Below are 14317 nucleotides of genomic sequence, written 5' to 3'. Positions count from 1 at the left end.
ACGCGAACCACGGTGTTCAGCGGACGGCCCGCCCGGACCGCGAACTTCCCAGTGTCCGAGTGTCGTACGAGGCAGGGGAGTTCGCCCGATGTCCGGAGCAGTTCAGCCCGACCGCCGCCGCGTCCTGACCGCCGGTGCCGCCGTGCTCGGCGCCGCCGCATCCTCCCAGCTGTGGCTGCCGGCCACCGCGCACACGGCCGAAGAAAAGCTGCCCGACGGCGTGTTCAGCCTCGGCGTCGCCTCCGGCGACCCGCTGCCGGACGGGATCGTCCTGTGGACCCGGCTCGCCCCGGACCCGCTGAACGGCGGCGGCATGCCCGGCCGCACCGTGGCCGTGGAGTGGCAGATCGCCCTGGACGCCCGCTTCCGGAAGGTGGTCCGCCGGGGCACCGCCCAGGCCCGGCCCACGTACGGGCACAGCGTCCACGTGGACGTACGCGGGCTGCGCCCGGACACCACGTACTGGTTCCGCTTCCGCGCCGGTGGGCAGCTCTCGCGCGTCGGCCGCACCCGTACCGCGCCCGCCCCGCACAGCTCAGGCGGCCGGCTGAAGGTCGCGCTCGCCTCCTGCCAGAACTGGCAGCACGGCTACTTCACCCCGTACGCCGACATGCTGGACCAGGACCCGGACGTCGTGGTGTTCGTCGGCGACTACATCTACGAGTCCGGTCCCTCGGCGACCGGCGTACGACGCCACGAGGGCACCGGTGAGCCGTACAGCCTCACCCAGTACCGCAACCGGTACGCCCAGTACCGCTCCGACCCGGACCTCGCGGAGATGCACGCGAACGCGCCCTTCGTGGTCACCTTCGACGACCACGAGGTCGACAACGACTTCGCCGGCGAGATCCCGCAGGACCCCGACAAGCAGGCGCACGACCCGTTCGTCGCCCGGCTGACGGCCGCCTACCAGGCGTACTACGAGCACATGCCGGTCCGCGCCACCGCCGTCCCCGACGGTCCGCACATCCGGATGTACCGCCGGCTGGAGTTCGGCCGGCTGGCCCGGCTCAACGTGCTGGACACCCGGCAGTACCGCAGCGACCAGGCCACCAGCCAGGAAGGGGCCCAGGACCCGGCGCTGACCATGCTCGGGGCCGCGCAGAAGCGCTGGCTGGTCGACGGGCTGCGGCACTCGCCGGCCCGCTGGAACCTGATCGCCTCCCAGATCATGATGGCCGAGACCGATCTCCGGATCGGGGAGGGCAAGCTCTGGTACTACGACGCGTGGGACGGCTACCAGGCCGAACGCAACGCGCTGCTGCGGGAGTTCCGGCGGGTGAGCAACCCCGTCGTCCTCACCGGCGACCGCCATCTGACGATGATCAGCGATCTGAAGGCGGTCTTCGCCGATCCGGGGTCGGCGGTCGTGGGCGCGGAGTTCGTCGGTACGTCCATCTCCAGCAACGGTGATCAGGATCACGCCGCGTTCCGTGCGCAGTGGGATCCGCGGCGGGCGGACAATCCGCACTGGAAGCTGCTCGACGCCCACCGGGGGTACCACCTGTTCGACATCCGGCGTGACGGTATCGACGCGCGGGTGCGGGTGGTGGACACGGTGCTGCGGCCCCGGGCCACGCCCAGCACGCTGGCCAGGCTGCGGGTCGAGGCCGGTCGGCCGGGCGTGCGCCTGGTCTGAGCCGGGCGGGGGTGGGCCGCGCGGCCCGGCGCGTTTGCGGGGTGCCCCGTGCTGGCGCGGGCCGGGGGCGGGTCGCGCTGCCCGGCGCTCGCGGGGTGCCTCCCCCACTCTCGGCTCCTCCCCCACTCTCGGCTTCGCTCGAGCGGGAGGGACCCCCATGAGCGGGAGGTACCCCCATCGCCCACCCGTGCCGCTGGGGGCACCTCCCAGGCCCTTAAGGCACTGGGGGAGGCACGATTGCCCGCGGGAACGGCGGCAGGCGGCTGCCCGCGGTTGCATACCGACTCAGGTGGGTTCCAGGTTCCTCTCACCGGATCCTCAGTGAGGCGTCCTACCGTGCCTCGGCATGGACACCGACCGTACGAGAGAAGAGCCCCGCACCCCCGCCCTCCCCGCCGGTACCCGGTTGCTGCACATCGGGCCGCACAAGACCGGCACCACCGCCGTCCAGGGCGCGCTGTTCGCCGCGAAGGAGGAGATGGCGCGGCACGGCGTCGACTTCCCGGCGCACAGCCGCCACCCGATCGAGGCCGTCCTCGCCGCCTGTGCCCGGCCCGCGATGATGGGGGACACCGTCCCCACCGAGAAGCACTGGCGGCGGCTGCTGGACCAGGTGGCGGCCACCGGGCGGCGCACCTCCGTGATCAGCAGCGAGTTCTTCGCCGACGCCGAGGACGACGCGACGATCGCCCGGATCGTCGAGCAGCTCGGCGGCGACCGCGTGCACGTCCTGGTCACCCTGCGGCCCCTGGCGCGGATCATGCCCTCGCAGTGGCAGCAGTACGTGCAGAACGGGCTGCGGCTGGGCTACGAGCCGTGGCTGGAGCACATGCTCCGCCGGGCCCCGTACGACCGGCCCACCCCCAGCTTCTGGCGCCGGCACCGGCACGACCGGCTGGTCGAGCGGTGGGCCGGGGCGACCGGTCCCGACCGGGTGACCGTCGTGGTGGTCGACGACCGCGACCGGGGCGCGCTGATGCGCACCTTCGAGTCGCTCCTCGGACTGCCCGGGGGGCTGCTGCGGCCGGTCCCGGAGACCGCGAACCGTTCCCTCACCCTCGCCGAGACCGAAATGCTGCGGAACCTCAATAAGGAATTCCGCGGCAATGAGCTTCCGGAAGAGCTGTATTCGAGGCTGGTGCGGCACGGCGCGATCGCACATATGAAGAACGCGTGCAGTCCCACCCCGCAGGACGTGAAGATCCGCACCCCGCAATGGGCCCTGGAGGCCGCCGCCGGGATCGGCGCCGAGACGGCCGCGCGGATCGGCTCCCTGGGCGTACGGGTCCTCGGCGACCCGGAGTCGCTGTCCCGCGTACCGGCGTCCGGAGGGCGGGCGGACGAGCCGCGGCTCGCTCCCGAGGTGGCCGCGCAGGCCCTGTTCGGGATGCTCACCACGGTCGCCGCGACGAACGGCGCCGACAAAGGGCGTACTGTTCACCGGACATCGTCGAAGGAACTCGTGAAGGTCCTCGGCCACCGCTGCCTGAAACGGCTGCGCCTGCGCTGAGCCGACCGGGTGGTGTCACGCCTGTCACGCACAGCAATGACATAACTCCTGTGGAGTTACTCACAAGAATTCACCGTGCGTCCCTGGAACCCCCACCGGGCGCCAGGAGTCCTAGGTGAATGACAGGTGGCGCGCACATATGCGGCAGAGGTCGCTCACCTTGCACTGCGGTAACCCCAAGTGGGACCATTTCGAAGTTCCCTGTCGCCCCAAGGTAGGTCACCTGTGTCCCAGCACATAGCCAAGCCCCGTACCACCGCAGTGATCCTGGCCGGCGGTACCGGTCAGCGGGTGGGTCTCTCGATCCCCAAGCAGCTGCTGAAGATCGCCGGCAAGGCAGTCATCGAGCACACCCTGACCACCTTCGAGAAGGCCGACTCCATCGACGACGTCATCGTGCTGATGGCGCCGGGATACGTGCCCGACATCGAGAAGATCGTCGCCAAGGCCGGGTTCACGAAGGTCACCAAGGTCATCGAGGGCGGCTCGACGCGGAACGAGACCACGGAGCGGGCCATCGCCGCGCTCGGCGAGGGCCTGGCCGAGGGCGAGGACCGCAACGTCCTCTTCCACGACGCCGTGCGCCCCCTGCTGTCGCAGCGCGTCATCGACGACTGCGTGGCCGCGCTGGAGCGCTACCAGGCCGTCGACGTGGCCATCCCGTCCGCCGACACCATCATCGTCACGCGCACGCACGGCGAGGACGGCGAGTTCATCACGGAGATCCCGGACCGCTCCCGGCTGCGCCGCGGCCAGACCCCGCAGGCCTTCAAGCTGTCCACCATCCGCCGCGCCTACGAGGTCGCCGCCGGCGACCCCAACTTCCAGGCCACGGACGACTGCTCGGTCGTGCTCAAGTACCTGCCGGACGTGCCGATCCACGTCGTGGCGGGCGACGAGTACAACATGAAGGTCACCCAGCCCGTCGACGTCTTCATCGCCGACAAGCTCTTCCAGCTCGCCTCCACCGCCGCGCCCGAGCAGGTCTCCGAGGAGGCCTACCGGGAGCTGCTCACCGGCAAGACCATGGTGGTCTTCGGCGGTTCGTACGGCATCGGCAAGGACATCGCCGAACTGGCCGAGTCCTACGGCGCCACCGTCTACGCGCTGGGCCGCTCCACCACCGGCACCCACGTGGAGAACCCGGAGGAGGTCGACGACGCGCTGTCCAAGGCGTACGGCGAGACCGGCCGCATCGACTACGTCGTCAACACCGCGGGCGTGCTGCGCATCGGCAAGCTCGCCGAGACCGACAACGCCACCATCGAGGAGGCGCTGAAGGTCAACTACCTGGCCCCGGTGCAGATCGCCCGCTCCTCGTACAAGTACCTGTCCGAGACCAAGGGGCAGCTGCTGCTGTACACCTCCAGCAGCTACACCCGCGGGCGCGCCGAGTACAGCCTGTACTCCTCGACCAAGGCCGCGATGGTGAACCTCACCCAGGCCCTGTCCGACGAGTGGGCCGGTGACGGCGTCCGGGTGAACTGCATCAACCCGGAGCGCACCGCCACGCCGATGCGCACCAAGGCTTTCGGGCAGGAGCCGGCGGGCAGCCTGCTCTCCTCCGAGGCGGTCGCCCGGACCTCGCTGGACGTGCTGTTGTCCGAGCTCACCGGCCATGTCATCGACGTACGGCAGCAGGACCCGACGGCGGGTGCGGCGCGGGCCACCGGGTTCGAGCAGGCGCTGGCCTCGGTGCTGGACCGTCAGGACGGCGTGTAATAATTGCCGCTAAATAGTCTTCCGTAATTCAGGCCTCCACGGCCTCCTGTTCACGTAGTCAGTCGACGGGAGTTCGCGGGGGCCTGAATCCTTACCTCTCGAATTGCGCACAGGCACAAAACCGGCACTCCCCCCTCCAAGAGCAGGTTATCCGTGATATCCACCGCTATTCGCGTCGCCCGGGTGGGCAGCGCGGCCGAGCTGGCCGCGGCGGTCCTCATGTTGCTGGGCTTCCCCTGCCTCATGCTGGCCGCGCTCGTCCCGAGCATCCCCGCCTTCGCGGCAGCGGCCGCAGTGACGTACCTGGCGGACCACTATCTGCACCGCAAGGGCAGCTACCTGGTCAGCCGCCTCAGCAAGGTGCGGGCAGGCCTGTCGATCCGCTTCCTGATCCGGCAGCTCCTGCTGATCCTGCTGCTGGCCCGCCTGTCCCTCGCGGACAACCTGATCTACTACGGGGCGATCGCCTGCTTCATCGCCTTCTACGGTCTTCAGGCCCCGCACGGCGCGCTCACCACGCTGATCCGCAACCGCCGCCGGATGCCGGTCGCCACCCGCAACGTCGACCTGGCCTCCCGCATCCGCATCCCGGACGCGCCGCCGCAGGCGCTGCTGAACCGCGCCGCGGAGAAGATGCTCCACCTCGACCTCGCGGCGGTCGTCGGCATACTGGTCGGCGCCTCCCTGGAGTCGGCCGCCGTCGGCTACACCGGCATCGGCATCACGGTCGCCGCGGGCACCCTGTACGTCCTCGCCCTGCTGCCCTACGTGCGCGGCCGGAAGACCCCGCCGAGCCCGGAGAAGGTGCTGGACGCGGTCGACGACTGGCTGCGCGAGTACCGCCCGGAGACCGTGCTGTACTTCTCCGGCTCCAAGGACTCCGCCTACCAGGTCAACATGTGGCTGGAGACCATGGAGCAGCTGGACACCCGTCCGCTGGTCCTGCTGCGCGAGCGGGTCATCCTGCAGAACCTGGCGCCCACCACGGTCCCCGTCGTCTGCGTGCCCGGAGGGGTGCACCTGATGAACATGGACCTGTCCACGGTGCGGGTCGCGCTGTACGCGGCGAACGTCGGCAAGAACATCCACATGCTGCGCGTGCCCACCATGAAGCACGTCTTCATCGGCCACGGCGACAGCGACAAGCTCGCCAGCGTCAACCCGTTCAGCAAGGTCTACGACGAGGTGTGGACGGCCGGCCGCGCGGGCCGCGACCGCTACGCCATCGCCGACGTCGGTGTCCGCGACGACGACATCGTCGAGGTCGGCCGTCCGCAGCTGGCCCCGATCCAGACCTGGCGGGGCGTCCCCGGCGACCGCGTGCCCACGGTCCTGTACGCCCCCACCTGGGAGGGCTGGGACGACAACCCCGGCAACACCTCGATCCTGCTGGCCGGCGAGAACATCGTGAAGAAGCTGGTCAAGGCCGACCCGGCGGTGCGGGTCCTGTACAAGCCGCACCCCTTCACCGGCACCCGCAGCGCGAAGGCGAAGGCCGCCCACCAGCGGATCACCGCACTGATCGAGAAGGCCGCCGCCGCGCGCGCCGCCGATCCGCGCTTCACCGCCGACACGGCCGCCCAGAGCGAGGCCAAGGCCGAACTGGCGCGCATCGAGGCCCGGCTGGCCGAGCTGACCGGCGGCACCGAGAAGGGCGACGAGGCCGAGGCCTCCCGCGACGGGGTGGCCGACGTGGCCCGGCACGAGGAGACCGCCCGGCTGCGCGCCGAGTGGAACACCGCGTACTGGCGCTCCTTCCCCGACTGGGAGCACCGCGTCATCACGGGTGCCGAGCCGCGCCTGTACGACTGCTTCAACGTCTCCGACGCGATGGTCTCCGACATCTCCAGCGTGGTCTCCGACTTCATCGCCAGCGGCAAGCCGTACGCCGTCACGGACTCCGCCGAACTCGGTGTGGAGGAGTTCAAGCGGCAGAACACGGCGGTGCGCGCCGCGGTGATCCTGTCCAACAGCGCGAAGGAACTCGGCGGGCTGCTCGACGCGGTCCGCGACCCGGCCGCCGACCCGCTGGCCGAGGACCGGGGGGAGCTCAAGCGCTATCTGCTCGGCCCGGACGAGCCGAAGTCCATCGACCAGTTCAACACCGCGGTCGGACAGCTCGCGCTGAAGGCCGAGACGCGCAACCTCGGCCAGGAGTCCCGGATCACCACCGGCGGCCCCGACGTGGAGCTGGCGGACGCGGTGCCCGTGCCGCGGGCGTCGGCGGCCGGCGAGGCGGACGGCGCCGACGCCGTCTGACCGGCCCGGAGGGCTCAACAGGGCTCGGCCCCCGAGGAGTTGATCCTCGGGGGCCGAGCCCTTTCGCACACCCGACGGGGCGACGGCGACCCTGTGACGTGGACCACTGAAACAGGTGTCCGGGGCAACCCTTTGCCTCGAACACCCGTCTAACAAGTAGCGAATGAGGCGATACGGGGAGCTATTCAAGTGAACAGGGGGAAACGTGACCATGGCGCAGCCTGATGTCACCGTGGTCATCGGGGCGTATGAAGCGATGCCGTACCTGGTCGAGTGCCTCGCCTCCGTGGAGGCACAGACCATCGACCCGGAGCGCATCGAGGTCGTCGCGGTCGACGACGGCTCGACCGACGGCACGGGGGAGTGCCTGGAGGAGTTCGCGGCCCGCGCGCCCATGCACGTCACCGTGCTGAGGCAGGAGAACTCGGGCGGTCCCAGCGGCCCGCGCAACGTGGGCCTGGGCAAGGCCACCGGGCGCTACGTCTTCTTCCTGGACGCCGACGACCGGCTGGGTCCCGAGGCCCTGGAGCGGATGGTCTCCATGGCCGACCGGGCCGGCACCGATGTCGTACTGGGCCGGATCGAGGGCGTCGACCGGGGCGCGCCGAAGTCCATGTGGGGCAAGACGCTGGAGCGTACGGACGTCTACTCGTCCAACATCAAGTTCACGCTCAGCGCGCAGAAGCTGTTCCGCCGCGCGTTACTCGACCGGCACGGCATGCGGTTCGACGAGTCCCTGTTCACCGGCGAGGACGCGCTGTTCACCATGGAGGCCTATCTGCGGGCCGACGGCGTCTCCGTGATCGCCGACTACACCTGCTACTACCTGGTGGGCCGCGACGACGGCAAGCACGTCACCAGGAGCGGCGGCTACACCCTGCGGTTCGACTCCGCCCGCGCCCTGATGAACCTGATCGCCGACCTCGTCCCCGAGGGCCCCCGCCGCGACCTGCTCATGGTGCGGCCCTTCACCGTCACCCTGCTGCCCCAGTTCGGCCCCCGGTTCCTCAAGGACACCGACGACGTCCGGCGGCGCAAACTGGAGCTGGCGCGGCCGCTGATGGACGTCCACTGGACCGAGGGCGTCGCCCGGCTGCTCAAGGTCGAGGAGCGGCTGCGGCTGCACCTGGTGGCCGGACAGCGGCTGGAACTCCTCATGGACGTCCTCCGGTTCGTCCGGGAGAAGAAGCAGCCGCAGGCCCTGCTGGAGCGCCGGGGCCGCCGCGTCTACCTCGCCTACCCGCACTTCCGCGAGCGCGCGGCTGGCATTCCCGACTCCGTCTACCTGGCCACCCCGCGCGAGGCCCGCGCGGTCCCCGGCCACCGCGCGGCCGGCACGGGCTCCCTGCTCCGCCGGGCCGCCCGCAAGGCCCGCCGCCTGCTGACCCCGGCGCCGGCCTGATCTCTCGCCCCCGCCGCCCCTTCCCATTCCCGTCCCCGGGGGCGCTGCCCCCGGAACCCCCGCTCCTCAAACGCCGGAGGGGCTAACTTCAGCCCCTCCGGCGTTTGAGGAGCGGGGTCCGGGGCGGAGCCCCGGGTTCGGGACGGGAAGGGGCGGCGGGGGCGAGAAAACCCCCCTGTGCTACGGCCGTGGTGTTACGCGGGGCGGGATGAGTGTGCCGGCGCGCCGGTGGTCTGGTGGCGCTGACCGGGGAGTTCCGCGGTGAGACGGCGGGTCGCACGGGTGCGATGGGCCTGCGCCGCCGCGCACAGTGCCTGGACGGCCGCGGCGAAGCGCCGCTGGGACGTCGGGTCGGCCGGGCCCAGCAGGCGGAGTTTCAACTCCGCGCGGGCCGGGGCCAGCTCGTCCTTCTCCGGGGCGCGGACCGACTCCAGCAGCGCCGGCACCCCGGCCGCGTCCGGCGTCAGCACCGTCGCCGCCGCCACCGTCGGGAACGCCGCACGGAACGCCTCCTCGGGCAGCCCGCTGGTGTTCGCCACCGCGTACGGCTTCTCACTCACCAGGAAGTCGCTGATCACGCTCGACACATCGCTGATCAGCAGGTCGGCGACGTCGAAGCAGGAGTACAGCTCGGGCCGGGCGTCCGTGACGACCTGGTGCTCCCACTCCGGCAGCGACGCCCAGTACGCCTCCTCCCAGGCCGCCGTCGCCCGCGCCACCGCCCGCGCCCGGCCCGGCTCCGGCGCGGACTGCGCCAGCATCCGCTCGACCTGGTCGGCGCCCGCCCGGAACACCGCCTTGGTGAGCCGGTCCAGCTCCGCGGTGCGCCGGGCCAGTTCCCCCGACGGCGCGGGACGCGCCCCGGACCGCTGCCGGTTCGCCGCCCGGATCAGCTCCCGCACGCGCCGGTCGGCGGCGCCCGCCCGCGGATCCACCGAGCCGGTCAGCGGATGCGGCTTGTACAGCAGCCGCACCCCCGGGTCGGCGAGCAGCGCCCGCACCAGGTTCTCACCGGCCGCGACCACCGACGTGTTGCCCGGGTTGCCGTCCCAGCCCTCCCAGGTCGGCGCGTACAGCACGGTCGTGTACGCACCCGTGGGCGGACCCGCGTACGGGCGTACGGCGTCCAGCTGCGGGCGGCCGATCTCCACCACGTCCTTGTCCTCGACCCCCACCTCGGCCAGCGCGTACCGCTCACGCGCCGCCGGACCGGCCACCCACACCTCGTCGTACGCCTTCGCGTACGGGTTGCAGGACGACAGCTTGTCGCTCTCCCCGTGGTTGACGAAGGTGTGCAGGATCGTGGGGATCCGCAGCACCTGCGAGGTCTTCCCGGAGTTCGACGGGTGGATGAGCACCTGGAGCGTGGACTGCTCCAGACGCATCAGCGTGGACACCTTCGGCAGGCACACGACCGGGATGTCGGTCGCCGCGATCCTCTGCACCATGAACCGCTCCCGCAGCACGATCACCGGCCGCCCGCCGAGCCCGGCCAGCGGCTCCAGCCACATGTTGGCCTGGTAGGCGGAGGACGGGCCGCCGGAGAAGTACAGGCCGACCGTCGGCCGGTACTCGGCCAGCCACGCGTCGAACCAGTCGAGCACCTCCTGCTCGCCCGCCGGACGCCGCCCCGGCAGCAGCCGCAGCAGCAGCGCGCACAGGCCCCCGGCCGTGAGCAGCAGCGCCAGCGCGACACCGGCCGCCGCGTACCGGGCGTCGTCGGTGACCGCCGTCGCCGTCAGCCCGGCCGTGGCCGGCAGGCCGAACACCAGCAGCCGGTGACCGGGGCGGCGCAGCAGCGCGGCCGGCGCGGGGGACAGGCGCAGCGCCGAGGCGTCGATGTTGCGGGTCAGCACCGGCAGCGTGCGGGTGCGGCGGACCAGCACGGACACCGCCTGGACCGCGCAGTGCAGCGCGTAGAAGGCGAGCAGCCCGGCGACCAGCGGGGCGTACTGCGTCTCCCGGTGCTGCTCGCCGAGCCGCAGCAGGCCCACCACCAGCAGCAGATCGCGCAGCACATGGCGGACGGTGACGTCCGCGTGCGACTTGGCGAACAGCGACACCATGCCGGGCTGCCACCGGTACAGCACGCCCTCGACCGCGAGGGACACGGCGGTCGAGACGAGCAGCAGCGGCACATGGGGGCGCAGCGCGGCGACGGCCTGCGCGGCGAAGGCGGCCGACACGGCGGCGAGGACGAGCAACTGGGCGGCGGTCCGCCGCCGGGGGGACGAGGGTTCGGGCACTGCGGTCACTCCAGGGTCGACGCAGGACGGGCGCCCGGGTTAACGCGCGCCCACCTCCGGACGACACGCGGGTGTCCTCGTCGTATGGAGTGACCAATGGAGTGACCGGGGTGCTATGGCCTCCCGGAGCCCTGGTTCCGGCCTCCCTGAAGCGCCCGGCGCAGGGGGGCGCCCACCGCGCGGCGGGCCCGGCGGTACACCGACGCGGTCGCCGGACCGGCCGCGTACCCGCGCGCACCGGACTTCGCCCGGTCCAGGTCCCGCCGCAACCGGGTGTTCTCCTGGGTCAGTTCGCCCACCCGGTTGTTCAGCCAGCCCATGCGGGAGGCGAGGGAGGCGAGGTCGGTGTCGATCCAGGGGCGCACGCCCGCCGGGAAGTCCAGCGAGCGCAGCTTCTTCTCGAAGGCCGCGCCGCCGTCGCCGTGCGAGAAGGTGTTCTCCAGGCCGTTGCGGTCCAGGAACGCCGTGAACCGCTCGAACCGCTCGTGGTGGTTGCCCGTCAGCGCGCCGAGGTCCGTCTCCTCGTACAGCCGCGCCGGGTCGACGTCCTCGGGCAGCTTGTCGATCCGGCGGTGCGGGATCTCGAAGTAGCGGCACAGCTCCAGTGTCCGCGAGTCCGCGCACAGCACGGTCGCGGGCGTACCGGCCAGCAGCGCGGCGATGTTGCCGTGGATGCGGGAGCCGAAGGAGTAGTCGAAGTCCCGCAGGTCGTCGATCCAGGTGACCGGGTCGACGTAGACGCGGGCCTTGTCCTCCCGGTACATCGGGTGGTCGGGATGCGTCGGCATCGCCGTGACCTTCCCGTTCGGGTCGGACAGGTCCCGCCAGTGCAACTGCCTGGCGTCGCTGAGGTTCTGGCCTATGAACCGCAGGTTCGGGTAGCGGGAGTGGGTGCGCGAGATGATCCGGCCCATGCCGAGCCTGCGCACGGCGCTGTGCGAGCCGTTGATCGCTATGCGCGAGTCGGCGGTCAGCGCCTGCGTCCGCTTCTGTACGACGAGTTCCTTGCCGTACATGAACAGCGACGGGCAGCCGATCACCTCGACGTCGCGGAAACCCATGTCCTTGAGGTACTTCTCGGTGAACTCGCCCCGCACACCGATCGAGGCGCTGTGGTCGAGCACCGCGGAGACGAAGGCGCGCACGGACGGCTCCATCGGCTTCAGCCGGTCCGGGTTGTAGCTCAGCCCGGTCTGCGCGCCGACCCCGAGGACGACCACGGGGATCCTCAGCCGGCCGATCAGCCGCGTGAGCCGCTTCAGGCCCGGCTCGAAGGACGGACGGAAGGCGTTTGCGAGCGGGACGACGAAGGCGTCGTACTCCTCGTTGATGCGCGCCGCCGCGGCCACCTCGGTCCGCATCTCGTTCGAGACCACCTCGGTGCGGGGCGTCTCGAGGATCTTGTGCGCGGCATCGCTGAAGATCAGGTTGCCGGAGTTGGTGGCGATGACGTCACGGTGGAGGGCCTCCTCCACGGACAGGACGTCGTAGGGGCTCTTCCCCGATCTGAGGAGGATGCGTTTCGTGCGGCGAACGTTGTGTGACACACCATTCAAAATACGTTTGCGGAATGTTTGATTTCTATGGGTGCCCGGCGCAACCTTTTCACTCGGCGCGGTGCGTGAGTGAACGGTCACGGTGCGCGTGTCCGGAGGCTGGAACGGCCGAGCGCCGGGCGATCCGCTTCGCGTAGATTGCCTGACGGGTGATCGGACGACGTGAGGGACGGGCGGGCAAGGTGGCAGGGGCAAGGCAGGCCGTGGGCGAGGCACGCAGGATCGTCGTCAAGGTCGGCTCCTCGTCGCTGACCACCGCGGCGGGCGGTCTGGACGCGGACCGCGTGGACGCGCTCGTCGACGTGCTGGCGAAGGTGCGAAACCAGGGGGTGGCCCGCAGGGCCTCGGTTGAGGGTGGTGGTGGGAGACGGGTGGGCGGTGGGGAACGGGAGATCGTCCTCGTCTCCTCCGGCGCCATCGCCGCGGGGCTGGCCCCGCTGGGCCTGCGCCGCCGCCCCCGGGACCTGGCCCGGCAGCAGGCCGCCGCCAGCGTCGGCCAGGGGCTGCTGGTCGCCCGCTACACCGCCTCCTTCGCCCGCTACGGCGTCCGCGTCGGCCAGGTGCTGCTGACCAGCGACGACATGAGCCGCCGCGCCCACCACCGCAACGCCTCCCGCACCCTCGACAAGCTGCTGGCGATGGGCGCGTTCCCGATCGTCAACGAGAACGACACCGTCGCCACCGACGAGATCCGCTTCGGCGACAACGACCGGCTCGCCGCCCTCGTCGCCCACCTGGTCCACGCCGACCTGCTGGTCCTGCTCTCCGACGTGGACGGCGTCTACGACGGCGACCCCAGCCGCCCCGGCACCTCCCGCGTCGCCGAGGTCAGGGGCCCCGAGGACCTCGCCCACGTCGAGATCGGCAGCGCCGGCAAGGCGGGCGTCGGCACCGGCGGCATGGTCACCAAGATCGAGGCCGCCTCGATCGCCGCCGCCGCCGGCATCCAGGTGGTGCTGACCAGCGCGGTCCACGCCGCGGACGCCCTCACCGGCGGCGACACCGGCACCTACTTCCACCCCACGGGGCGTCGCTCCGCCGACCGGCTGCTGTGGCTCCAGCACGCCTCCACCCCGCAGGGCTCGCTCACCCTGGACGACGGCGCGGTCCGCGCCGTCGTCCAGGGCCGCAAGTCGCTGCTGCCGGCCGGGATCGCGGGCGTCGAGGGCGAGTTCAGCGCGGGCGACCCGGTGGAGCTGCGGGACGGCGAGGGGCGGGCGGTGGCCCGGGGGCTGGTCAACTTCGACGCCAAGGAGATCCCCCTCCTGATCGGCCGCTCGACCCACGAACTCGCCCGGGATCTCGGGCCGGAGTACGAACGGGAGGTCGTACACAGGGACGATCTGGTGGTCCTGCATCCGTAATGCGCCGAAACGTCCGCCCTCGGTGGTGGACGTTCCGCAAAAGTGCCCCGCGAGCCCCGGCGGCCTGCTCAACTTTGTTGCGAGGACACATCCGCCCGACCACCGGGTGGGTCCGCGCGTGAAGGAGGCCGTCGTGAGACGAGTGCGCCCGGGGACGACGTCGTCCCGCGGTGCCGGCTCCCGTGCGGCCGGCGACGAGCGCGCCCTGAGCAGCGTCGCGGCCGGTGACCGGTTCCAGGGCGGCGGCGAACCCCGGGACCTGCCGCGCCTGTGGCACGTCACCCTCAGCGTCTCCGGCCGGCCGGCCCCGGTCACGGAGGTCCGGCGGGCGCTGGAACAGCTCGCCCACGACCACCCCTTCCTGCTGACCAGCCGCTACGCCGACGACCACGCGGAGATCCGCTACTGGGAGGAGGCCCGCGACCTGCACGACGCGGCCGCCGTGGCGCTGCGCCTGTGGGGCGAACACCGCCGGACCGCCGGCCTGCCGCCCTGGGAGATCGTCGGCCTGGAGGTCATCGACCGGGCCACCTACCACCAGCGCGTCGCGGCGGGCTACGGGCCGGCCCTGGCGACCCCCGCCGGCGTCCATCCGTTCTGAGGACGACCGCGGACCCCG

General features: G+C 71.5%; 9 protein-coding genes. 7 read left to right on the top strand and 2 right to left on the bottom strand.

Annotation, left to right across the window (positions count from 1 at the left end):
• Positions 1–88 precede the first annotated feature (88 nt).
• The 5 genes from ACZ62B_RS32950 (at position 89) to ACZ62B_RS32930 (ending at position 8532) form a co-directional block, all read left to right on the top strand.
• Complete coding sequence (locus tag ACZ62B_RS32950; RefSeq protein WP_469693148.1) at positions 89–1639, top strand: alkaline phosphatase D family protein; 1551 nt, start codon at positions 89–91, stop codon at positions 1637–1639.
• Between the two features lie 346 nt (positions 1640–1985).
• Positions 1986–3149 (top strand): hypothetical protein, encoded by a 1164-nt coding sequence (locus tag ACZ62B_RS32945; RefSeq protein ID WP_344555360.1) that lies wholly within the window; start codon positions 1986–1988, stop codon positions 3147–3149.
• A 225-nt stretch (positions 3150–3374) separates the two neighbouring features.
• Positions 3375–4871 (top strand): bifunctional cytidylyltransferase/SDR family oxidoreductase, encoded by a 1497-nt coding sequence (locus ACZ62B_RS32940; RefSeq protein ID WP_344555362.1) that lies wholly within the window; start codon positions 3375–3377, stop codon positions 4869–4871.
• A 153-nt stretch (positions 4872–5024) separates the two neighbouring features.
• Positions 5025–7130 carry a hypothetical protein gene (locus ACZ62B_RS32935; protein WP_344555364.1) on the top strand — a complete coding sequence of 702 codons (2106 nt, stop codon included), beginning with the start codon at positions 5025–5027 and terminating at the stop codon, positions 7128–7130.
• A gap of 205 nt (positions 7131–7335) precedes the next feature.
• A complete protein-coding gene (locus tag ACZ62B_RS32930; protein ID WP_344555365.1) occupies positions 7336–8532 on the top strand; it encodes a glycosyltransferase family 2 protein in 1197 nt (398 codons plus the stop codon).
• 194 nt (positions 8533–8726) lie between these two features.
• Here the strand turns inward: ACZ62B_RS32930 and ACZ62B_RS32925 are convergent, their stop codons facing one another.
• Both ACZ62B_RS32925 and ACZ62B_RS32920 read right to left on the bottom strand, forming a co-directional pair.
• Positions 8727–10778, bottom strand: coding sequence for a hypothetical protein (locus tag ACZ62B_RS32925; protein ID WP_469693145.1), 2052 nt, complete (start codon positions 10776–10778; stop codon positions 8727–8729).
• A gap of 113 nt (positions 10779–10891) precedes the next feature.
• The gene (locus tag ACZ62B_RS32920; RefSeq protein ID WP_344555369.1) at positions 10892–12325 is read right to left on the bottom strand and encodes a polysaccharide pyruvyl transferase family protein; all 1434 of its coding nucleotides are present in this window, start codon (positions 12323–12325) and stop codon (positions 10892–10894) included.
• A 191-nt stretch (positions 12326–12516) separates the two neighbouring features.
• Here ACZ62B_RS32920 and proB point away from each other — a divergent pair, with 191 nt between their 5' ends.
• On the top strand, positions 12517–13698 hold the full coding sequence (proB, locus tag ACZ62B_RS32915) for a glutamate 5-kinase (protein ID WP_344555371.1): 1182 nt from the start codon (positions 12517–12519) through the stop codon (positions 13696–13698).
• A gap of 133 nt (positions 13699–13831) precedes the next feature.
• Entirely contained in the window at positions 13832–14299 is a 468-nt protein-coding gene (locus tag ACZ62B_RS32910) for a hypothetical protein (protein ID WP_344555373.1), read from the top strand.
• The last annotated feature ends 18 nt before the right edge of the window (positions 14300–14317 follow it).

Source organism: Streptomyces sp. NPDC053426, assembly GCF_055585405.1.
Note: the sequence above shows the minus strand (reverse complement) of the source record. Positions and strands in the feature narration are given on the sequence as shown.

What these genes read in the sequence shown, in the direction of transcription:
- ACZ62B_RS32945 (WP_344555360.1), top strand. Translation starts at nt 1,986, where the DNA reads ATGGACACCGACCGTACGAGAGAAGAGCCCCGCACCCCCGCCCTCCCC.
- ACZ62B_RS32950 (WP_469693148.1), top strand. Translation starts at nt 89, where the DNA reads ATGTCCGGAGCAGTTCAGCCCGACCGCCGCCGCGTCCTGACCGCCGGT.